The organism is Streptomyces sp. ISL-43 (assembly GCF_018614195.1).
GTDB lineage: Bacteria > Actinomycetota > Actinomycetes > Streptomycetales > Streptomycetaceae > Streptomyces.
In genome coordinates this window covers 26,364-47,514 of sequence record NZ_JAGGOT010000061.1, presented here as the reverse complement: position 1 = coordinate 47,514, position 21,151 = coordinate 26,364, and the positions used below count along the sequence as shown (strand labels likewise).

General features: G+C 72.3%; 18 protein-coding genes. 13 read left to right on the top strand and 5 right to left on the bottom strand.

Annotated features, from left to right (window positions below; translation table 11 throughout):
* Positions 1-50: 50 nt before the first annotated feature.
* Positions 51-1,451 (top strand): GH1 family beta-glucosidase, encoded by a 1,401-nt coding sequence (locus J7F03_RS31790; RefSeq protein ID WP_214955648.1) that lies wholly within the window; start codon positions 51-53, stop codon positions 1,449-1,451.
* A complete protein-coding gene (gene yicI, locus J7F03_RS31785) occupies positions 1,448-3,730 on the top strand; it encodes an alpha-xylosidase (protein WP_214955646.1) in 2,283 nt (760 codons plus the stop codon). The genes J7F03_RS31790 and yicI overlap by 4 nt, the downstream gene beginning before the upstream one ends.
* Positions 3,731-3,848: 118 nt before the next feature.
* Here yicI and xylA read toward each other — a convergent pair whose 3' ends face one another.
* On the bottom strand, positions 3,849-5,021 hold the full coding sequence (xylA, locus tag J7F03_RS31780) for a xylose isomerase (protein ID WP_214955644.1): 1,173 nt from the start codon (positions 5,019-5,021) through the stop codon (positions 3,849-3,851).
* Between the two features lie 93 nt (positions 5,022-5,114).
* On the opposite strand from xylA, the gene xylB reads away from it, so the two are divergent.
* Complete coding sequence (gene xylB, locus J7F03_RS31775) at positions 5,115-6,545, top strand: xylulokinase (RefSeq protein ID WP_214955642.1); 1,431 nt, start codon at positions 5,115-5,117, stop codon at positions 6,543-6,545.
* A 13-nt stretch (positions 6,546-6,558) separates the two neighbouring features.
* The gene (locus J7F03_RS31770; RefSeq protein ID WP_214955640.1) at positions 6,559-7,779 is read left to right on the top strand and encodes an ROK family protein; all 1,221 of its coding nucleotides are present in this window, start codon (positions 6,559-6,561) and stop codon (positions 7,777-7,779) included.
* Between the two features lie 52 nt (positions 7,780-7,831).
* Here the strand turns inward: J7F03_RS31770 and J7F03_RS31765 are convergent, their stop codons facing one another.
* From J7F03_RS31765 to J7F03_RS31750, 4 genes are all read right to left on the bottom strand, one after another.
* A complete protein-coding gene (locus J7F03_RS31765) occupies positions 7,832-8,533 on the bottom strand; it encodes a FadR/GntR family transcriptional regulator (protein ID WP_214955638.1) in 702 nt (233 codons plus the stop codon).
* 87 nt (positions 8,534-8,620) lie between these two features.
* Positions 8,621-9,664: an ABC transporter permease gene (locus J7F03_RS31760; RefSeq protein ID WP_214955636.1), complete on the bottom strand. Its 1,044-nt coding sequence runs from the start codon at positions 9,662-9,664 to the stop codon at positions 8,621-8,623.
* A 2-nt stretch (positions 9,665-9,666) separates the two neighbouring features.
* Positions 9,667-11,319: a sugar ABC transporter ATP-binding protein gene (locus J7F03_RS31755; protein WP_214955634.1), complete on the bottom strand. Its 1,653-nt coding sequence runs from the start codon at positions 11,317-11,319 to the stop codon at positions 9,667-9,669.
* Between the two features lie 141 nt (positions 11,320-11,460).
* A complete protein-coding gene (locus J7F03_RS31750) occupies positions 11,461-12,510 on the bottom strand; it encodes a sugar ABC transporter substrate-binding protein (protein WP_214955632.1) in 1,050 nt (349 codons plus the stop codon).
* A 487-nt stretch (positions 12,511-12,997) separates the two neighbouring features.
* On the opposite strand from J7F03_RS31750, the gene J7F03_RS31745 reads away from it, so the two are divergent.
* From J7F03_RS31745 to J7F03_RS31705, 9 genes are read left to right on the top strand one after another with little or no spacing between them, the layout of a single operon-like run.
* On the top strand, positions 12,998-13,849 hold the full coding sequence (locus tag J7F03_RS31745; protein WP_214955630.1) for a fumarylacetoacetate hydrolase family protein: 852 nt from the start codon (positions 12,998-13,000) through the stop codon (positions 13,847-13,849).
* Between the two features lie 14 nt (positions 13,850-13,863).
* A complete protein-coding gene (locus J7F03_RS31740; protein WP_214955628.1) occupies positions 13,864-15,201 on the top strand; it encodes an L-fuconate dehydratase in 1,338 nt (445 codons plus the stop codon).
* On the top strand, positions 15,198-15,956 hold the full coding sequence (locus J7F03_RS31735) for an SDR family NAD(P)-dependent oxidoreductase (RefSeq protein WP_214955626.1): 759 nt from the start codon (positions 15,198-15,200) through the stop codon (positions 15,954-15,956). Before J7F03_RS31740 ends, J7F03_RS31735 begins: the two co-directional genes overlap by 4 nt.
* A complete protein-coding gene (locus tag J7F03_RS31730) occupies positions 15,953-17,029 on the top strand; it encodes an aldo/keto reductase (RefSeq protein ID WP_214955624.1) in 1,077 nt (358 codons plus the stop codon). The genes J7F03_RS31735 and J7F03_RS31730 overlap by 4 nt, the downstream gene beginning before the upstream one ends.
* Positions 17,026-17,337 carry an L-rhamnose mutarotase gene (locus J7F03_RS31725; RefSeq protein WP_214955622.1) on the top strand — a complete coding sequence of 104 codons (312 nt, stop codon included), beginning with the start codon at positions 17,026-17,028 and terminating at the stop codon, positions 17,335-17,337. The genes J7F03_RS31730 and J7F03_RS31725 overlap by 4 nt, the downstream gene beginning before the upstream one ends.
* Positions 17,334-18,242 carry an amidohydrolase family protein gene (locus J7F03_RS31720; RefSeq protein ID WP_308380039.1) on the top strand — a complete coding sequence of 303 codons (909 nt, stop codon included), beginning with the start codon at positions 17,334-17,336 and terminating at the stop codon, positions 18,240-18,242. The genes J7F03_RS31725 and J7F03_RS31720 overlap by 4 nt, the downstream gene beginning before the upstream one ends.
* Complete coding sequence (locus tag J7F03_RS31715; RefSeq protein WP_214955620.1) at positions 18,233-18,973, top strand: (Fe-S)-binding protein; 741 nt, start codon at positions 18,233-18,235, stop codon at positions 18,971-18,973. Before J7F03_RS31720 ends, J7F03_RS31715 begins: the two co-directional genes overlap by 10 nt.
* Positions 18,970-20,484, top strand: a complete 1,515-nt coding sequence (locus J7F03_RS31710) for a LutB/LldF family L-lactate oxidation iron-sulfur protein (protein ID WP_214955618.1) — start codon at positions 18,970-18,972, stop codon at positions 20,482-20,484. The genes J7F03_RS31715 and J7F03_RS31710 overlap by 4 nt, the downstream gene beginning before the upstream one ends.
* On the top strand, positions 20,481-21,116 hold the full coding sequence (locus tag J7F03_RS31705; RefSeq protein ID WP_214955616.1) for an LUD domain-containing protein: 636 nt from the start codon (positions 20,481-20,483) through the stop codon (positions 21,114-21,116). Before J7F03_RS31710 ends, J7F03_RS31705 begins: the two co-directional genes overlap by 4 nt.
* The last annotated feature ends 35 nt before the right edge of the window (positions 21,117-21,151 follow it).

The window sequence follows — 21,151 nt, the reverse complement described above, 5'->3', positions numbered from 1 at the left end:
AGCGCCGCCCCCGAGACCGAGGAGCCCGACAGACCCATGAAGTACCGCCCATGAGCACCCCGGCCTTCCCGGAACTGCCCGCCGGGTTCCGTTTCGGTGCGGCGACCGCCGCCTACCAGATCGAGGGCGCCCACGACGAGGACGGCCGCGGTCCGTCCATCTGGGACACCTTCAGCCACACCCCCGGCCGTACGCTCGACGGTGCCACGGGCAATACGGCCTGCGACCACTACCACCGCCACGGCGAGGACGTCGCCCTGCTGCGCGGGCTCGGCGCCGAAAGCTACCGCTTCTCGATCTCCTGGCCCCGCCTGCTGCCCCGGGGCACCGGACCGGTCAACCCCAAGGGCCTGGACTTCTACGACCGCCTGATCGACGACCTGCTGGCCGCCGGAGTAGCCCCCGCCGTCACCCTCTACCACTGGGACCTGCCCCAGACCCTGGAGGACCGCGGCGGCTGGCGCGTCAGGGAGACCGCCGAGGCGTTCGCGCAGTACGCGGCCCTCGCGGCCGAGCGCTACGGGGACCGGGTGGAGCGCTGGATCACCCTCAACGAGCCGTACTGCTCCGCCTTCGTCGGCTACGCCGAGGGGCGGCACGCGCCCGGCGCCGAGGAGGGCCGCGGCGCGCTGGCAGCCGCACACCACCTGCTGGTCGGCCACGGCCTCGCGGTACGGGAGCTGCGCGCCGCGGGCGCCCAGGAGGTCGGGATCTCACTCAACCTCGACCGCATCCATCCCGCCTCCGCTCTGCCCGAGGACCGAGCGGCCCTGCGCCGCGCCGAGGTCCTCCACAACGAAGTCTGGACCGAGCCGCTCCTCGCCGGCCGCTATCCCGCCCACGAGGCCGAGACCTGGGGCGGCCTCGCCGACGGTCCCTGGCGGCTGCCGGGCGATCTGGAGCTGATCGGCGCCCCGCTGGACTTCCTCGGAGTCAACTTCTACCGCCCGATCACCGTCGCCGCCGCGCCCCACCGCGCGAACGACCCCGCACTGCGCACCGCCGTGGACATCGGTGTCACCGAGCTGGACCCGTACGGGACCCGGCACACCACCATGGGATGGCCCGTGGTCCCGGACGCGCTGACCGAGTTGCTCCTCGGACTGCGCGCCCGCTACCCGGAGAGTCCGCCGGTCTGGATCACCGAGAACGGCTCCGCCGAGGTGGACACCGCCGGCCCCGACGGACGGGTCCACGACACCGAGCGGATCGACTACCTCGCGGACCACCTCGCCGCCGTCGCGGACGCCATCCGCGCGGGGGTGGACGTGCGCGGCTACTACGTCTGGTCACTGCTGGACAACTTCGAGTGGGCGCGCGGCTACGGCCGGCGCTTCGGCCTGGTCCACGTCGACTACGACACCCTGACCCGAACGCCCAAGGACAGCTACCACTGGTACCGGGGCCTGATCACCGCGCACCACGCGCGGACGGAGGAAGCGACCCGATGAAGTTCACCGACGGCTACTGGCTGATGCGCCCGGGCGTCACCGCGCGTTACGCCACCGAGGTCGCGGACGTCCAGGCGGACGAGCACCGGATGACCCTCTACGCACCGGTGAAGCACGTACGCGGCCGCAGCGGCATGCTCAACAGCGCGCTGCTGACGGTCGAATGCTGGTCGCCGGCCGAGGGCGTGATCGGGGTCCGCGTCACCCACCACGCCGGTACGGTGCCGCGCGGGCCGGAGTTCGCGCTGCCCGGCGCTCAACCGGATGTGGGAAAGGTGTTCCGGGACGGCCCGGTGGTCGAGCTCCGTGCGGGTGAGCTGTCGCTGCGCGTGGACACCTCCCAGCCGTGGCACCTGGAGTTCACCGCCGACGGGCGGATGCTGACCTCCGTGGGAGAGCGCGGCACCGGCTTCGTCACCGACGCCGCCGGCCGGCACTTCATGCTCGGGCAACTCTCACTGGGCGTGGGAGAGTCGGTGTACGGGCTGGGGGAGCGGTTCACCCCGTTCGTCAAGAACGGGCAGGTCGTGGACATATGGCAGGCCGACGGCGGCACCAGCAGCGAGCACGCGTACAAGAACATCCCCTTCCACCTGACCAACCGGGGGTACGGGGTCTTCGTCAACCACCCCGGCAAGGTCAGCTACGAGGTCGGCTCCGAGTCGGTCGGCCAGGTGCAGTTCAGCGTCGAGGACCAGTCGCTGGAGTACTTCGTCGTCCACGGCCCGACCCCCAAGCAGATCCTGGAGCGCTACACGGCCCTCACCGGCCGCCCCGCCCTGCCCCCGGCCTGGGCGCTCGGCCTGTGGCTGACCACCTCCTTCACCACCGACTACGACGAGGCCACCGTCAACCGCTTCGTCGACGGCATGGCCGAGCGCGGCATCCCGCTGAGCGTCTTCCACCTCGACTGCTTCTGGATGCGCGAATACCAGTGGTGCGACTTCGAGTGGCACTCGGACACCTTTTCCGACCCGGCCGGCATGCTCGCCCGCCTCAAGCAGCGGGGACTGCGGATCAGCGCCTGGATCAACCCCTACATCGCCCAGAAGTCGGCGCTGTTCGCCGAGGGCATGCGCGAGGGCTACCTGGTGCGCCGCCCGGACGGCAGCGTGTGGCAGTGGGACCTGTGGCAGCCCGGCATGGCCCTGGTGGACTTCACCAACCCCGCCGCCCGCGACTGGTACACCGGGAAGCTGCGCACCCTGCTGGACCAGGGCGTGGACTGCTTCAAGACCGACTTCGGCGAGCGCATCCCCACCGACGTCGTCTGGCACGACGGCTCCGACCCGGAGCGGATGCACAACTACTACACCCACCTCTACAACCAGGCCGTCTTCGAGCTGCTGCGGGCGGAACGCGGCGAGGGCGAGGCGCTGCTCTTCGCCCGCTCCGCCACCGCCGGCGGCCAGCAGTACCCGGTCCACTGGGGCGGCGACTGCGAATCGCACTTCAACGCCATGGCCGAGTCACTGCGCGGCGGGCTCTCCCTCGGCCTGTCCGGCTTCGGCTTCTGGAGCCACGACATCGGCGGCTTCGAGGGCACCCCGACCCCGGCCGTGTTCAAGCGCTGGGTGCAGTTCGGCCTCCTCTCCTCGCACAGCCGCCTGCACGGGAGCAAGTCCTACCGCGTCCCGTGGGACTACGGCGAGGAGGCCGTCGAGGTCACCCGGGAGTTCACGCTGCTCAAGCACCGCCTCGCTCCCTACCTCCAGCGCGCCGCCCAGCAGGCCCACGCCACCGGCATCCCCGTCATGCGCGCCATGGTGCTGGAATTCCCCGACGACCCCGCCGCCGCCGCGCTCGACCGGCAGTACCTGCTCGGTGACGACCTGCTCGTCGCCCCGGTCTTCACGGACGACGGCACCGTCGACTACTACGTGCCGGAGGGAACGTGGACGAACGTCCTGACCGGTGCTCAGATCACCGGTCCGCGCTGGGTCCGCGAACAGCACGGCTTCCACACCCTGCCGCTGCTGGCCCGCCCCGACTCGGTCATCCCGCTCGCCGCCGACGACCAGCACCCCGTCTCCGCCTGGGCGGACGGCGTCGAACTGCGGGTGCACGCCTTCGCCGACGGCGCCGAGCGCACCGTCGTGATTCCACGCACCGACGGCCCCGGTGAGACGGCCCGCTTCAGCCTGCGCCGTCAGGGCGACCACCTCCACGTGAGCACCGACAGTCCGCATCCCTGGCAGCTGCGGTTCGGCGGACCGGCCGGAACCGTTCACGCCAGGCCCGCCGGCACCCTGGAGGCCTCCCTCGCCTACCCGGCCTGAGCCGGCCGGGCCGGTCGGGCGGTCGATCGGTCGGTCGGTCGGTCACCGCCCCCTGGCGGTTCCCGCATGGCGGAGCCGGGCCGTGGAACGTAACGGCCCGGCTCTTGGGTGCACCGGCTCAGCGGGCGCCGAGGAGGTGTTCGAGGGCGAGCTGGTCCAGCTGTTCGAAGGCCATGCCGCGGCGGGCGGCGGCGTCGACGTCGAACGCGTCGAAGGCGGACGGGTCGGCCAGTAGCCCGGCCAGGCCGTCCTCGGCGGTGGGGAGGGCCAGTTCGGGCAGCCGGGAGGCGGCGAGCGCGGCCTGGACCTCCGGATCGGACCGGAAGGCGCGGGCACGCTCCGCCAGGAGCAGGTAGTTGCGCATGCAGCCGGCCGCCGAGGCCCAGACGCCGGCGGAGTCCTCGGTACGCGGCGGCTTGAAGTCGAAGTGACGGGGGCCGTCGTAGCCGGCCGACTCCAGAAGGTCGACCAGCCAGAAGGCCTGGCGCAGGTCGCCCGCACCGAAGCGCAGGTCCTGGTCGTACTTGATGCCGGTCTGGCCGTTGAGGTCGATGTGGAACAGCTTGTCGTGCCAGAGGGCCTGGGCGATGCCGTGCGGGAAGTTCAGCCCGGCCATCTGCTCGTGGCCGACCTCCGGGTTGAGGCCCACCCGCTCGGGCCGCTCCAACTCGTTGATGAACGCCAGGGCGTGGCCGATGGTGGGCAGCAGGATGTCGCCGCGCGGCTCGTTGGGCTTGGGTTCGATCGCGAAGCGCAGGTCGTATCCCTGGTTCTCGACGTACTCGCCCAGCAGGTCGAAGGCCTCCTTCAGCCGGTCGAGGGCGGTGCGCACGTCCTTGGCCGCGCCCGACTCCGCGCCCTCGCGGCCGCCCCAGGCGACGTAGACCGAGGCGCCGAGTTCCACGGCCAGGTCGATGTTGCGGATCGTCTTGCGCAGCGCGTACCGGCGCACGTCCCGGTCGTTGGCGGTGAAGGCGCCGTCCTTGAACACGGGGTGGGTGAAGAGGTTGGTGGTGGCCATCGGCACCTTCAGCCCGGCCGTGTCCAGGGCGGTGCGAAAGCGCTTGACCGTCTGCTCGCGTGCGGCGTCCCCGGCGCCGAAGGGGATCAGGTCGTCGTCGTGGAAGGTGACGCCGTAGGCGCCGAGTGCGGCCAGCCGCTCCACGGACTCGACCGGGTCGAGGGCGGGTCGGGTGGCGTCACCGAAGGGGTCCCGGCCCTGCCAGCCGACGGTCCACAGGCCGAAGGTGAACTTGTGCGCGGGGGTGGGGACGAGCGGGTCGCTGGTCATGAGGCGCTCCGGATCTGGGCCGAGGGCTATTTGTAATGACGAAAAACAAATTAGTATGCCGAGACGCCAGAAGGAACCCCACCGGAGGAACGCATGTCTGCTCAGCGTGTCGTGATCGGTGTCGACAGCTCGACCCAGTCCACGAAAGCCCTCGCCGTCGACATCGACACGGGCGCCGTCGTGGGCGAGGGCCGCGCCGCACACACCGTCAGTGAGGGGGCCGGCCGGGAGAGCGACCCCGAGCAGTGGTGGCGGGCGCTCGGCGAGGCGGTGGCGCGGACGGGCTGCGCGGATCGCGCGGCCGCCGTCTCGATCGCCGGCCAGCAGCACGGCCTGGTCACCCTGAACGCGGCCGGACGGCCGGTCCGGCCGGCGCTGCTGTGGAACGACGTCCGCTCCGCCCCGCAGGCCGCCGAGCTCACAGCCGCCGTCGGCGCGGCAGAACTCGCCCGCCGCACCGGAAGCGTCCCGACAGCCGCCTTCACGGCCACCAAATGGGCCTGGCTGCGGGCGAACGAACGTGCCGCCGCCGACCGCGTCGCGGCCGTCCGGCTTCCCCACGACTACCTGACGGAGCGGCTGACCGGTGAGGCGGTGACGGACCGCGGTGACGCCTCGGGAACCGGCTGGTGGGGCCCGGACGGCTACGACCAGGACGTCCTCGGCCGGATCGGCCTCGACCCCGGGCTGCTGCCGCAGGTCCTCCCGCCGGGCGCCCCGGCGGGCGCCGTCCGAGCCGGTATGCCACTGCGCCGGGGCGCGCTGGTGGCCACCGGGACCGGTGACAACATGGCCGCCGCCCTCGGGCTGGGCCTCACACCCGGCCGTCCGGTGCTGAGCCTCGGCACCTCCGGCACCGTCTACGCCGTCGGCCGCACCCGGCCCGCCGACCCGGGCGGGACCGTCGCCGGCTTCGCCGATGCCCTCGGCGGCTGGCTGCCGCTCGCCTGCACGCTCAACTGCACCCTCGCCGTCGACCGCTTCGCCGCGCTCGTCGGCCGCGACCGCGAGGACGTCGAGGGAGGCGGCACGGTGGTGGTACTTCCCCATCTGGACGGTGAGCGCACTCCCGACCTCCCGTACGCGTCCGGCCTGGTCCACGGCCTGCGCCACGACACCACGCCGGGACAGCTCCTCCAGGCCGCCTACGACGGCGCCGCCCAAGCCCTGCTCGCTGCCCTGGACGACGTGCTGCGCGCCGGAGGCGAGAACCCCGCCCCCGACGAACCCCTGCTGCTGATCGGCGGCGGAGCCCGCGGCAGGGCCTGGCAGCGGACCGTCCTGCGGCTGTCCGGCCGAGCGGTTCAGGTGCCCGAGGCCCGGGAACTGGTCGCGCTCGGGGCCGCCGCCCAGGCCGCCGCACTGCTCACGGGTGAGCCCGCCGACGCTGTCGCCCGGCGCTGGCGGACCGCCGGGGGCCGGGTACTGGAGCCCGTACCCCGTGACGACGACACGCTCGAACGGATCACCAGTACGCTGCGGCGGGCGCGGGCCCTGCAGGAGGCCCCGCCCGCACAACGATAGGAGGGTCGGCTCCATGGCGGGGATCGGGAGGGCGAGCGGTGGCGTGGAGGCCGCGCCCGCCTCACAGCAGGGGATGCGCCGGCAGAACCTCGCGGTGGTGATCGGCGCGGTCGCCGCGCACGGCCCGCTCTCCCGGGCGGACGTCGCCGGGCACACGGGCCTGACCAGGCCGGCCGTCTCCTCCATGGTCGACGAGCTCATCGGTCGCGGAGCTCTGACCGAGACGGAGACCGCGCCCAGCGGACGGGTCGGCCGCCCCGGACGGGCGCTGGCCCTGAACGATCGGGGGCCCGCGGGCCTCGGCCTGGAGATCGGAGTCACCCATCTCGCCGCGTGCGTCGTGGACCTGCGCGGTGAACCCCGGGTCTGGCGTCGCGTGGAGCGGGCCAACGCGGGCCGGCCGGCCGGGCAGGTGCTGGCGGAGGCCGCCGCGCTGGGCGCCGAGGCGGAGTCCGGGGCCGCCGCCCTCGGGCTGCGCGTCGAGGGCCGCGTACTGGCCGTGCCGGGGGTGGTGCCGAACGAGCCGCGCGGGCTGGTCGAGCGTGCGCCCAACCTCGGCTGGCACGCCGTCCGCCTCGCCGACCACTGGCCCGACCCCGACACCGTGCCGGATCCGGAGAACGAGGCCAACCTCGGGGCGCTGGCCGAGTACTGGCACACCGAGCAGGCCGCGCAGACCTTCGTACACGTCTCCGCCGAGGCCGGCATCGGTGCCGCCCTCGTCATCGACGGGCAGCTGTTCCGGGGCGCCCGCGGCTTCGCGGGCGAACTCGGCCACCTGCCCGTCCACCCGGAGGGCGCCCCCTGCGCCTGCGGGGCACGCGGCTGCCTGGAGCAGTACGCGGGCGAAGCGGCCGTGCTGCGCGAGGCCGGGCTGGCGGACGTCGCCGACCCGGTGGCCCTGCTGGCCGAGCGGGCGGGCGCAGGGGACGCCGCGACCCTGCGCGCCCTGGACCGGGCGGGACGGGCCCTGGGCCTCGCCCTCACTTCGGCGGTGAACCTGATCGACCCGGACGCCCTCGTCCTGGGCGGCGCCTACGCCGAACTCGCCGACTGGCTCCTCCCACCGGTACGCGCCGAACTGGCCGCCCGCGTCACCGTCCGGCCCTGGACCCCGGAGGCGGTGCGCCGCTCCGCCCTGGGGCGGCGCGGACCGGTCCTGGGCGCGGCATGGTCGACCGTCCGGCAGATCATCGCCGATCCCACCCGGCTGCCTGCCCCTCCCGCACCGTGACGACGGCGTGTCGGCGCCACCGGTGCGCGGTGGTTGAGGGAAGACCGGGCGGTCAGTCGTCGATCGCCCGCAGCGGGTCGTCGTTCAGACTGGCGGCCAGCCACTGCTCCACGGCCGTGATGTGGACGGTCGCGGCGGAGGCGGCCAGCAGGGCGTCGCGTGACTGGAGCGCGCGGAGGATCTGCTCGTGGTCCTGGTGGGCGTTGTCCAACGCGTGACGGGTCCGGCTGCCGCGGACGATGCGGACGCGCTGGGTGCGGGTGGAGAGTACCCGCAGGAGCATCGACAGCACGGGGTTGCCGACGGCTTCGACGATCCTGAGATGGAAGGCGATGTCGTGGGCGACGAACTCCTCCACGGTGGTGGCGGCCCGGGACCTGTCGAGGATGTCGCGCAGTTCCCGTAGGTCGTCCGGTGTCAGCAGGGCAGCGGCGAGTCCGGTCGCCTGCGGTTCCAGCAGACGGCGTACCTGGACCAGTTGCAGGGCCGTGTGGCCCTGGGAGACATCGGCGGCGAAGGAAAGGCTCTCCAGCAGGAGATGGGGCTCCAGGCTGGAAACGTACGTCCCATCGCCCTGACGGGTGATCAGGATGCGCATGGCCGTCAGCGCCCGGACGGCCTCGCGCAGCGAATTCCGGGACAAGCCGAGTTGTCCGGCGAGGATCTCCTCCTTGGGCAGGCGGGATCCGGGCGCGAGTTCGCCGTCGAGGATCATCGCCTTGATCTTGTCGATCGCCTCGTCCGTCAGTGCCACTTACGTGCCTCTCAGTGCCGGGTGGGTGCGGGGCGGTGGCTGGGCCGGACCCGGACCGGGGCCTGCGCAGCCGCATGCGGGACGTGGCTATTCCTGCTTCTCGCCGGACGCGAACCGGGAGATGACCAGGGCGACGATGATGATCGCGCCATTGAGGAACTGGTTCCACAGGGGCGGTACGCCCGCCAGCGTCATGACGTTGACGACGAGCTGGAGGGTGAGGATGCCGGTGAGGGCGCCGAAAACGGAACCCTTGCCGCCGTTGAGGCTCACTCCGCCGATGACGGTCGCGGCGAAGACCTGGAAGATCCAGCCGCTGCCCTGCGTGGCGGAGATGGAGCCGTAGTGCCCCGTATAAAGTATACCGGCGAACGCGGCGAGCACGCTGCCGAGGACGAGGACGATCCACACGACGCGGTCGACGCGGATGCCCGCGGTACGGGCGGCCTCGGCATTGCCGCCGATCGCGTACAGCGCCCGGCCGTGCCGGAGCCACGCCAGCACACTGCCGCCGACCGCGAAGAGCAGCGCGCACACCCAGATCGCGGCGGGCACGCCCAGCCAGGACGCCCTGCCCAGGTAGGTGAAGGACGAGGGCAGCTCGACGATGGACTGGCCTTCGGAGAGGGCGACTTGCAGTCCGCGCAGCAGCGTCAGGGCGCCGAGGGTGACGATGAAGCCGTTGAGGCGCAGCTTGAGGATGAGGAAGCCGTTGACGGCACCGATCAGCGCCCCGACCAGCAGGCAGAGCGGGACGGCCGTCCACTCGGGGAAGAGGCCGAGTCCGGTGAACCGGCCCCCACTCGCGGGCAGGATCAGCCACACGGCGATGACGGGAGCCACGCCGATGGTGGACTCCAGGGACAGGTCCATCCGGCCGGCGATCAGGACGAAGGTGGTGGCGAGCACCAGCAGGCTCAGCTCGGTGGACTGCTGAGCCACACCGATCAGGTTGTCGGCGGTGAGGAAGGCCGGCGAGACGATGTACCCGATCAGGCCCAGGACGAGGATCGCCGGGACCAGGGACAGTTCGCGCAAGCTCCCGAGGCCGATCCGGCGGCGGGCGGTGTCCGCCGCGGCCGGCGCCGCCGTGCCCGGTGCGTGCTCGGTGAGTTCTGTGGTGGCGGACATGGCTACCTTCCGTGCTCGTCTGCGCCGGATGAGGCGGATGAGGCGGGTGGGGCGGATGCGGGAGACGTGGTGGCGGGAGACGCGGGGGCTGGAGACGCGGTGGCGGGAGCCGGGTCGCCGGCGACGCCCTCGATGGCGGCGACGAGGTCCTCGTCCTTCCATCCCTGGTCGAACTCGGCCACCACCCGCCCGTGGAACATGACGACCACCCGGTCGCAGACCTTCAGGTCGTCGAGCTCGTCGGAGACGATCAGCGCGGCCTTGCCGCCGTCCGCGACCTGCCGGATCCTGCCGAGCAGGAACTCCTTGGACTTGACGTCCACACCGTTGGTGGGGCGGATGGCCACGAGGACGTGCGGATCGGTGGCCAGGGCGCGGGCGACGACGACCTTCTGCTGGTTGCCGCCGGAAAGGGCGGACACCGGGGTGGCGGCTCCGGGAGTCTTGATGTCGAGGTCCCGGATCATGCGCCGCGCGAAGGTCCTGGTGCGGGCGGGCAGCACGGTGCCGAACGGGCCGAGCTGGTCGGTGACGGTGAGCGTCGCGTTCTCCGCCACGCTGCGGTTGGTGACCAGCCCCTGGTGGTGGCGGTCCTCGGGGACCAGACCGACGCCGGCGGTGAGCGCGGACGGCACACTGCCGGTGCGCACGGCCTTGCCGCCGACCGAGATCCGGCCGCCCTTGGCGCGGTGCAGACCGGCGACCGCCTCACCCACCTGCACGTTGCCGCTGGCGGTGGCGCCGGCGAGCCCGACGACCTCGCCGGAGCGTACGGAGAGGGAGACGCCCTCGAAAGCACCGGGCAGCGTCAGGCCGTCGATCGCCAGGAGTTCCGTCGAGTCTGCCCGCGTGCCCGGGGGGCGTGCGGCGCCGGCGGTGACCGCGGAGGCGGACTCGCCGGTCATGGCCTCCACCAGGGCGGGACGGCGGAGTTCGGTGACGGGCGCGGTGAGGATGTGGGCCGCGTCGCGGTAGACCGTGACCGTGGTGCAGAGGTCGTACACCTCTTGCAGGTGGTGGGAGATGAAGAGGAAGGCGACACCCTGGCGCTCCAGGTCGCGGAGCTTGCCGAAGAGACGGCCGATGCCGCGGCCGTCGAGCTTCGCGGTGGGCTCGTCGAGGATGATGAAGCGGGCGCCGAACGACAGGGCCCTGGCGATTTCCACGAACTGCCGCTGCTCGACGGTGAGGTCCCTCGCCCGGGCGGCAGGGTCGACGTCGACGCCGTACCCGCCGAGGAGCTCCTCGGCGCGTCGGCGCAGCTGCTTCCAGCGGATGGGCCGCAGCGGGCCGCCGCTCTGCCGGTTCAGGAAGAGGTTCTCGGCGACGGTCAGCTCACCGATGATCGTGGAGCGCTGGTAGACGCAGGCGACGCGGGAGCGCCAGGCGTCGGTGTCGCCGAAGGCGGGGGCCGCCTCGCCCGAGAAGCGCAGCGCTCCGGTGTCGGGCTGCGAGAGGCCGGTGAGGATGGACACGAGCGTCGACTTGCCGGCGCCGTTGCGACCGACCAGGGCGTGCGACTCGCCCGGGGCGATGGAGATGTGGGCGTCTCGCAGCGCGACGGTCGCGCCGAACCGCTTGCTGATGCCGGTCGCCTCGGCCACCGGGGCCGGGGTGCCGGGGCCGGTCGCCGGGGCGGTCGCGGTGTCCGCCATGGTGGATACCGTCCTTCGTGTACGGAGGCTGGGGCGCCGAGGTGCGTAGGGCGTGCACCCGGGGCTGCGGGGAGAGGTGGCGATCGGGGGACGGGGGGGTGTCCGTTGCCGACCGCGCGCGGGGCGGGCGTACGCCGGTCATCAGCCGAGGTTGTTGCCCCACAGGGTCGTGTCGTCGACGTTGTCCTTGGTGACCAGCGGAGCGGGGAGCTGGTCCTCCAGGCCGTTGGGCAGCTTGATGATGGTGGAGCCGTGGTCGGTCGCACCCGGCTGGAAGGTTTTGCCCTCGGCGGCGGCCTTGGCGTAGTACAGCGCGTACTTGGCGTAGAGGTCGGCGGGCTGGGAGACGGTGGCGTCGATCTGGCCCTTGCGGATGGCGTCGAACTCCTGCGGGATGCCGTCGTTGGAGACGATGCTGATGTGGCCCTCCTGCCCGGCGGGCTTGAGCAGGCCCTTCTGCTCCAGCAGCGCGAGAGTCGGCTGCAGGAAGACACCGCCCGCCTGCAGGTAGATGCCGTTCAGGTCCGGGTGCTGCGCGAGCAGGCTCTGCAGTTTGGCGGAGGCCACGTCGCCCTTCCAGTCGGTGGGCAGCTCGAAGACCTTGATGTCCGGGAACTTCGTCTTCATGCACTCCGCGAACGCCTGGGAGCGGTCGCGGCCGTTGATGGAGTCGAGGGCCCCCTGGAACTCGGCGACCTTGCCCTGTCCGCCCAGCTGCTTGCCGAGGAACTCGCACGCCTTGGTGCCGTACGCCCTGTTGTCGGCTCGGACGACCATGTAGACGGCGCCCTTGTCGGGCCTGGTGTCGACGCTGACCACCGGGATCTTCTTCGACGCGAGGGTCTCCAGGGTGGAGGCGACGGCGCCGGTGTCCTGAGGCGCCATGACGACGGCCTTGGCGCCCGTGTTCTGGAACACCTGCACGTTGGCGACCAGCTTGGTGACGTCGTTCTGCGAGTTGCTGAGCGGCAGCGCGTTGATGCCATCGGTCTTGATGCCGTTCTTCACGTACTGCGCGTACGAGTTCCAGAAGTCGGAGTCGGAGCGGGGCAGGTCGATGCCGATGGCGGACTTGTCGCCGCCCGAGGCGGCCGAGCCGGGGCTCTCGCGGTTGCACGCGGTGGCGAGGGCCAGCATCGCGAGGACGGAGGTGGCGGCTGCGGCGGTGGAGCGGATGCGAGTGGGCTTCATGGCCGTGTTCTCTCCTTGAGCAGGGGCGCGGCGACGGTGGCAGGGGGCGGCGTACGCGCCGTGCGAAAGGCGGCGGGGCGCCGGACGAGGCGGCGGTACGCCGGGACGACGCACCCAGCGATCCGGCCATTCCTCCGATGTATCTGGGACGGGACGTTACGACGACGTTGCCGACGTTGACAAGAGTCCGCGACGGGCTTGATGTGCCGGGCCGTCGCGCCGCAGAGCGTCGTGGGATCGCTGGGTCCCATCTGACCGCGTCTGATGTCCAATTGCTCGCAGGAAACGGCGCTTCGGGAGGACGTGCTCCGTACGGCTCCGGAAGAGTCGCCCTTCGAGAGCATCGACGGCAGCGGCGAGGAAATACATCCGAGGAATCCATTGTCAGCCGCGATCTCCGCGCCTAATGTCGCTGTGGCCCGCGATACATCCGATGACTGGCGGACCGAAGACGAAACCGAAACCCGCTCGCCAAGGGAGCTGCCCGGTGAAACTGCTACGAGTCGGATCCCCAGGTGAAGAGCGGCCCGCGGTACGCGTCGACGACGGTCGGCTGCTGGACCTGTCCTCCGTGACCCGGGACATCGACGGTGGCTTCCTCGCCTCCGGGGGAATCGACCGGGCCCGCGCGGCGGTCTCGGCGGGGGAGCTGCCCGAACTGGACCGGGACGGCCTGCGCACCGGGTCGCCCGTCGCCCGTCCCGGCAAGGTCGTCTGTGTCGGCCTGAACTACCGCGATCACGCCGCCGAGACCGGCGCGGCGATTCCCCCGCGTCCGGTGGTGTTCATGAAGGACCCGGGCACGGTCGTCGGCCCGTACGACGAGGTGCTGATCCCCCGCGGATCGGTGAAGACCGACTGGGAGGTCGAACTCGCGGTCGTCATCGGCCGCCGGGCGCGCTACCTGGACGGACCGGATGCCGCGCGGGCCGTGATCGCGGGGTACACGATCAGCCACGACGTATCGGAGCGCGCGTTCCAGCTCGAGTACTCGTCGCAGTGGGACCTGGGCAAGTCCTGCGAGACCTTCAACCCGCTCGGCCCGTGGCTGGTCACCGCCGACGAGGCCGGCGACCCGCAGGACCTCGGCCTGCACCTGAGCGTCAACGGTGTGAAGCGGCAGGACGGTCACACCAGCGGCATGATCTTCGCGGTCGACCACATCGTGTGGTACCTGAGCCAGTACATGGTCCTGGAACCGGGCGACGTGATCAACACCGGTACGCCCGCGGGCGTGGCCCTGGGTCTTCCCGGCACTCCCTACCTGCGCCCCGGCGACACGGTCGAGCTCTCCGTCGACGGCCTCGGCAGCCAGCGCCAGACCTTCACCCAAGCGTGAAAGGCAGCACCGACTTGACTACATCCTCCGCCCGGATCACCGCCGTCGACACCTTCGACGTCCGCTTCCCCACCTCGCGGGAACTGGACGGTTCCGACGCGATGAACCCGGACCCCGACTACTCCGCCGCCTACGTCGTCCTGCGCACCGACGCCGGCGACGGGCACGAAGGACACGGCTTCACCTTCACCATCGGACGCGGCAACGACGTCCAGGTCGCCGCGATCGACGCACTGCGGCCCCATGTCATCGGCCGCTCCGTCCAGGAGCTCTGCGCCGATCCGGGATCGGTCAGCCGCGATCTGGTCGGCGACAGCCAGCTGCGCTGGCTCGGCCCCGAGAAGGGCGTGATGCACATGGCGATCGGCGCCGTGGTCAACGCCGTGTGGGACCTGGCGGCCAAGCGGGCGGGCAAGCCGCTGTGGCGGCTGCTCGCCCACGCCTCGCCGGAGTGGCTGGTCTCCCAGGTCGACTTCCGCTACATCGCCGACGCCCTCACCCCCGAGGAAGCCCTCACGCTCCTCCGCGAGGGCCGCAGGGGGCTCGCGGAACGTGAGGCCACCCTGCTGGAGCGCGGATATCCCGGCTACACCACCTCCCCCGGCTGGCTCGGCTACACCGACGACAAGCTCACCCGGCTGGCCAAGCAGGCCGTGGCCGACGGCTTCACGCAGATCAAGCTCAAGGTCGGCGCCGACATGAGCGACGACATCCGGCGGCTGCGCACCGCCCGTGCCGCCGTCGGTGACGGCATCCGCATCGCCATCGACGCCAATCAGCGGTGGAACGTACCCGAGGCGATCAGGTGGACCAACGCGCTCGCCGAGTTCGACCCGTACTGGATCGAGGAGCCGACCAGCCCCGACGACGTCCTCGGCCACGCGGCCGTACGACGGGCCGTCGCTCCCGTGAAGGTGGCCACCGGCGAGCACGTGCAGAACCGGATCGTCTTCAAGCAGCTCCTCCAGGCCGGCGCCATCGACGTCCTCCAGATCGACGCGGCGCGGGTCGGCGGCGTCAACGAGAACCTCGCGATCCTCCTGCTCGCCGCGAAGTTCGCGGTGCCGGTGTGCCCGCACGCCGGCGGAGTGGGGCTGTGCGAGCTGGTGCAGCACCTGTCGATGTTCGACTACCTGGTCCTCTCCGGAACCACCGAGAACCGCGTCATCGAGTACGTCGATCACCTCCACCAGCACTTCACCGATCCGGTGGTGATCCGGGACGGCCACTACACCGCGCCGCTCGCCCCCGGCTTCTCCGCCACCATGCGTGCGGAGTCCATCGCCGAGTACCTCTACCCGGACGGCACGTTCTGGGTGGCCGACCGCGCCGCGCAGGAGGAAGTGGCATGACCGAACTGACCGGCCTCAAGGCCCTCGTCACGGGCGGTGCGTCCGGCATCGGGCTCGCCACGGCCCGCGCGCTGGCGGCGCGCGGCGCGGCCGTCGCCGTACTCGACCTCGATCCGGAAGCCGTCCGCGAACCGCTGCTCGGACTCAAGGCCGACGTCGGCGACGACGCCTCCGTACGCGCCGCCGTGGAGGAGGCGGCCGCGCGGCTCGGCGGCATCGACATCCTCGTCAACAACGCGGGCATCGGCGCCGTCGGCGCCGTCGAGGACAACCCCGACGAACAGTGGCACCGCGTCCTGGACGTCAACGTCATCGGCATGGTCCGCACCACCCGGGCCGCCCTGCCCCACCTGCGCCGGTCCGCGCACGCCTCCGTGGTCAACACCTGCTCCATCGCGGCCACCGCCGGACTGCCGCAGCGCGCCCTGTACTCCGCCAGCAAGGGCGCCGTGCTGTCCCTCACCCTGGCCATGGCCGCCGATCACGTCGGTGAGGGCATCCGGGTCAACTGCGTCAACCCCGGCACCGCCGACACCCCGTGGGTGGCCCGGCTGCTCGACGCCACCGACGACCCCGAGGCCGAACGGGCCGCTCTGGCCGCCCGCCAGCCCATGGGCCGGCTGGTGACCGCCGACGAGGTGGCGGCCGCCATCGTCTACCTGGCCGGTCCGGCCGCGGCGTCCGTCACCGGCACCGCGCTCGCGGTGGACGGCGGCATGCAGGGACTGCGGCTACGCCCGGGGGCCCGGTCGTGAGGACCAACAGGCTGGGCGGCAGCGCGGCAGCGGTCTCGGAGCTCGCCCTGGGCTGCGCGGCCCTCGGCAACCTCTACCACCCGGTCACCGACGAGGCCGCCCACGCCACGGTGGAAGCCGCCTGGGACGCCGGCGTCCGCACCTTCGACACGGCCCCCCACTACGGACTGGGCCTGTCGGAACGGCGGCTCGGTGCCGCCCTGCAGGGCCGCCCCCGCGACACCTACACCCTCTCCACGAAGGTGGGCCGGCTCCTCGTACCGAGCGCGCGGGGCGGCCCCGGGGACGAGACGGACCACGACCTCGCCCACGACCTCGCCCACGACCTCGCCCACGACCTCGCCCACGGCTTCGCCGTCCCGGCCACCCACCGCCGCATCTGGGACTTCAGCGCCGACGGAGTGCTGCGCTCCCTCGAGGCGAGCCTGGAACGCCTCGGCCTCGACCGCGTCGACATCGCCCTGCTGCACGACCCGGACGACCACGCCGAGCAGGCGCTGCGCGAGGCGTACCCGGCCCTGGAGCGGCTACGCCGCGAAGGCGTGGTCGGGGCGATCGGCATCGGCATGAACCAGTCCGCCCTGCCCACCCGCTTCCTGCGCGAGACCGACATCGACGTGGTGCTCCTAGCCGGCCGCTACACCCTCCTGGAACAGGACGGGCTCACCGGACCGCTCCCGGAGGCGGCCGCCCGCGGCCGCAGCGTCGTCATCGGCGGAGTGTTCAACTCCGGGCTGCTGACCGCTCCCCGGCCGGGTGCCACCTACGACTACGCGCCGGCCCCGCGGCCGGTGCTCGACCGGGCACTGCGGCTGCAGGCGGTGACCGAGCGCCACGGCGTGCCGCTGCGGGCCGCCGCGCTGCGCTTCCCCTTCGGCCACCCGTCCGTGGCGAGCGTCCTGACCGGCGCCCGTTCCCCCGAGGAGGTGCGCGACACCGTGGAGCAGCTGCGGCGCCCGATCCCGGACGCCCTGTGGGACGAGCTGCGCGCCGAGGGCCTGCTGGACCCGGACACCCCCGTACCCGTCACCGCGCCCGGCGGGGCAACCCCGTCGCGGAAGGAGCCGTCGTGAAGGTCGCCCTGCACACCAAGGTCCGCGCCGACCGCGTCGAGGAGTACGACGCCGCGCACCGGCAGGTGCCCGAGGAGCTGACCGCCGCCATCCGCGCCGCGGGGGTGAGCGAGTGGACGATCTGGCGCAGCGGCACCGACCTGTTCCACGTACTGGAGGTCGAGAACTACCAGGCGATGACCGCCGAACTCGAGAAGCTGCCGGTCAACATCGCCTGGCAGGCGCGGATGGCCGAGCTGCTGGACGTCGTCCACGACTACTCCGCGCAGGGCTCGGACGCCTCGCTGCCGGTGGTGTGGGAACTGTGACCGGGGCGGACCACGGGCCGGGAATCGTGGACGCCCACCACCACGTCTGGGACCTGTCCGTGCGCGACCAGGACTGGATCACCGGTCCCGAACTCGCCCCGCTGCGCAGGGACTTCTCCCTAGCCGACCTGACACCGCAGGCCCGCGCGGCCGGCGTCGCCGCCACCGTGCTGGTGCAGACGGTCACGGCGGCGGAAGAGACCCCCGAGTTCCTGGCCGTGGCCGAGCGCAGCGACCTGGTCGCCGGGGTCGTCGGCTGGACCGACCTGACCGCGCCCGACGTCGCCGACACCCTCGCCGGGCTGCGCGCCGGCCCCGGTGGGGCACACCTGGTGGGGATGCGCCACCAGGTGCAGGGCGAGCCGGACCCCCACTGGCTCGTGCGCCCGGAGGTACTGCGCGGCCTGACCGCGATCGCCGAGGCGGGGCTCGTGTACGACCTCGTGGTGAAGCCGCACCAGCTCGCGGCCGCCGCCCTGGCCGCGCGGCGCCTGCCCGGCCTCACCTTCGTCCTCGACCACCTCGGCAAGCCGCCCATCGCGTCCGGCGAACTCGCGCCCTGGGCGGAGCGGATCAGGCACCTCGCCGCCCTCCCCAACACCATCTGCAAGCTCTCGGGCATGGTCACCGAGGCCGACTGGGCCTCCTGGACGGTCGATGACCTGAGGCCGTACGCCGACACCGTCCTGGACGCCTTCGGCCCCGGGCGGCTGATGTTCGGCTCCGACTGGCCCGTCTGCCGGCTCGCCGCCACCTACGCCGAAGTCGTCGCCGCCGCCGGCGACGTAACGGCCGGGCTCAGCCCGGCCGAACGCCGCGACGTCTTCACCGGCACGGCCGTGCGGACCTACGGCCTGACCCTCACCGCGCCCCCGGTACCGCCCCAGGAAACCCCATGCGCATAGCCCTCTTCATCACGTGTTTCAACGACACGATGTTCCCCCGCACCGGCCGGGCGGTCACCGCACTGCTGGAACGCCTCGGCCACACCGTGGAGTTCCCGCAGGGCCAGACGTGCTGCGGCCAGATGCACTTCAACACCGGCTACCGGCCCGAGACCCTGCCCATGGTGCGCCGCTTCGCCGAGGTCTTCGCGGGCTACGACGCCGTCGTGGCTCCCTCCGGGTCCTGCGCGGGCATGGTGCGCGACCATCACCGGGTGGTGGCCGCCCAGTACGGGGACGCCGCCCTCACCGAGGCGGTCGAGCGAGTGGCCCCGACGGTGTACGAGCTGTCGGAACTCCTCGTCGACGTCCTCGGCGTCACCGACGTCGGCGCGTACTTCCCGCACCGCGTCACCTACCACCCGACCTGCCACTCGCTGCGCATGCTGCGCGTCGGCGACCGGCCGCTCGGGCTGCTGCGCGCCGTGAAGGGCATCGACCTCGTCGAACTGCCCGCCGCCGAGTCCTGCTGCGGCTTCGGCGGCACCTTCGCGCTGAAGAACGCGGACGTCTCCAACGCCATGCTCGCCGACAAGATGCGCCATGTCCTCGGCACCGGGGCCGAGTTCGTGTGCGCGGGCGACAACTCCTGTCTCACGCACATCGGCGGGGGCCTGTCGCGCCTGCGTACCGGCGTCGGCACGAGGCACCTGGCCGAGATCCTGGCCTCCACGGAAGGGAACGTACGGTGAGCGGTGCGGACAACGTCGTATGGCTGGGCACCCCGCCCTTTCACCAGGCGGCGCGTACCGCGCTCGCGGACACCCAGTTGCGGGCGAACCTGCGCCGGGCGACCGGCACCATCAGGGACAAGCGCCTGGCGGTCGCCGCCGAACTGGAGGACTGGGAGGAACTGCGGGAGACGGCCGCGGCCGTCAAACGCCACACCCTGCGCCATCTCGACCACCATCTCCTGCGCTTGGAGAAGTCGGTGACCGCCGCGGGCGGAGTGGTCCACTGGGCTGCGGACGCCGCCGAGGCCAACCGCATCGTCACCTCCCTGGTGCAGGCGTCCGCCGGCAGTGACACCGAGCAGCCCGAAGTCGTCAAGGTCAAGTCGATGGCGACCCAGGAGATCGGCCTCAACGAGGCGCTCGCCGAGGCCGGCATCCGCGCCTACGAGACCGATCTCGCCGAACTCATCGTGCAGTTGGGCCGCGACCGCCCGTCCCACATCCTGGTGCCGGCCATCCACCGCAATCGCTCCGAGATCCGGGAGATCTTCCGGAGGGAGATGGGGGAGTGGGGAAGGCCGGCTCCCGAAGGGCTCTCCGACGATCCCCGCGATCTCGCCGAGGCGGCCCGGCTCCACCTGCGGGAGAAGTTCCTGCGCGCCAAGGTGGCCGTCTCGGGTGCCAACTTCGCCGCCGCCGACACCGGAACGGTGGTGGTGGTGGAGTCGGAGGGCAACGGACGGATGTGCCTGACCCTGCCCGAGACGCTGATCACCGTCATGGGCATCGAGAAGGTCCTGCCGTCCTTCGCCGACCTGGAGGTCTTCCTCCAGCTCCTGCCCCGCTCGTCGACGGGCGAGCGCATGAACCCGTACACCTCCCTGTGGACCGGCGTCACCGAAGGCGACGGCCCCAGGAACTTCCACCTGGTGCTCCTCGACAACGGCCGCACGGCGACGCTGGCCGACGACGTGGGCCGCCAGGCCCTCGCCTGCATCCGCTGCTCGGCGTGCCTGAACGTCTGCCCGGTGTACGAGCGCACCGGCGGCCACGCCTACGGGTCCGTCTACCCCGGCCCGATCGGCGCCGTACTGACCCCGCAGCTCGTGGGCATCGAGAACGCGGCCTCGCTGCCCTTCGCCTCGACCCTGTGCGGCGCCTGCTACGACGCCTGCCCCGTGAAGATCAACATCCCCGAGGTGCTGGTCCACCTGCGCGCGGAGGCCGTGGAGGCAGGGCGGCGCAGCAGACGCCTGCCCACCACCGAGGCGCTCGCCATGAAGGCCGCGGGCGCCGTCATGTCCTCCCCGGGGCGACTGGCGGCGGCCCAGAAGCTCGCCGCCCTCGGGGCCCGGCTGGTGGCCCGTGACGGCCGGATCGGCGCCCTGCCGGGTCCGTTCGCCCGCTGGTCCGAGAGCCGGGACACGCCCCTGCCGCCCCGGGAGACCTTCCGTGCCTGGTGGGGCCGGACGAGAACACCCGTGAACGGGGACAGCCCAGCGACGGCGGAGGGGAAGGGAGAGCGATGAACGGCCGCGAGACCGTCCTGAGAGCGGTACGGGGAGCCCTGGCCGGCGTGCCCGGATCGGAGAACCCCGACGACATACCGATCCCGCCCACTCCACGCGCCGACCACGCCGGACCGGACGTGGTCGGGCTGTTCGCCGAACGTGCCGGCGAGTACCGAGCCACGGTGGTCCGGGTTCCGGCGGCCGAGGCGGCGGCGGCCGTCGGGCGCGCGCTGGCCCGCACCGGGGCACGGACCCTGGTGGTGCCGCCCGGGTTTCCCGAGGACCTGCTCCCGCAGGGCCCCTGGTCGCGACGGGAAGACGCTCCGCCGCTGACCGTGGGACAACTCGACGGGGCGGACGCCGTGGTCACCACCGTCGCCACCGCGATCGCCGTCACCGGCACCGTGATCCTCGACCACGGACCCGGCCAGGGGCGCCGGGCCCTCACCCTGCTGCCGGACCAGCACGTCTGCGTGGTCCGGGCGGACCAGATCGTCCCGGACGTGCCCGAGGCGCTGAGCCTGCTCGACCCCCGCCGGCCGCTCACGCTCATCTCCGGCCCCTCGGCCACCAGTGACATCGAGCTGGACCGCGTCGAGGGCGTCCACGGGCCCAGGACGCTGGACATCGTCCTGGTGCAGGACACGTAGCGCCCGGCGGGGTGCCCCGCCACCCGCTCACTGAA

Excerpts from the sequence above, each read along its gene's own strand:
- J7F03_RS31790 (WP_214955648.1), top strand. The coding sequence starts at position 51 with ATGAGCACCCCGGCCTTCCCGGAACTGCCCGCCGGGTTCCGTTTCGGT.
- yicI (WP_214955646.1), top strand. The coding sequence starts at position 1,448 with ATGAAGTTCACCGACGGCTACTGGCTGATGCGCCCGGGCGTCACCGCG.
- xylA (WP_214955644.1), bottom strand. The coding sequence starts at position 5,021 with ATGACCAGCGACCCGCTCGTCCCCACCCCCGCGCACAAGTTCACCTTC.
- xylB (WP_214955642.1), top strand. The coding sequence starts at position 5,115 with ATGTCTGCTCAGCGTGTCGTGATCGGTGTCGACAGCTCGACCCAGTCC.
- J7F03_RS31770 (WP_214955640.1), top strand. The coding sequence starts at position 6,559 with ATGGCGGGGATCGGGAGGGCGAGCGGTGGCGTGGAGGCCGCGCCCGCC.
- J7F03_RS31760 (WP_214955636.1), bottom strand. The coding sequence starts at position 9,664 with ATGTCCGCCACCACAGAACTCACCGAGCACGCACCGGGCACGGCGGCG.
- J7F03_RS31755 (WP_214955634.1), bottom strand. The coding sequence starts at position 11,319 with ATGGCGGACACCGCGACCGCCCCGGCGACCGGCCCCGGCACCCCGGCC.
- J7F03_RS31750 (WP_214955632.1), bottom strand. The coding sequence starts at position 12,510 with ATGAAGCCCACTCGCATCCGCTCCACCGCCGCAGCCGCCACCTCCGTC.
- J7F03_RS31735 (WP_214955626.1), top strand. The coding sequence starts at position 15,198 with ATGACCGAACTGACCGGCCTCAAGGCCCTCGTCACGGGCGGTGCGTCC.
- J7F03_RS31715 (WP_214955620.1), top strand. The coding sequence starts at position 18,233 with ATGCGCATAGCCCTCTTCATCACGTGTTTCAACGACACGATGTTCCCC.
- J7F03_RS31705 (WP_214955616.1), top strand. The coding sequence starts at position 20,481 with ATGAACGGCCGCGAGACCGTCCTGAGAGCGGTACGGGGAGCCCTGGCC.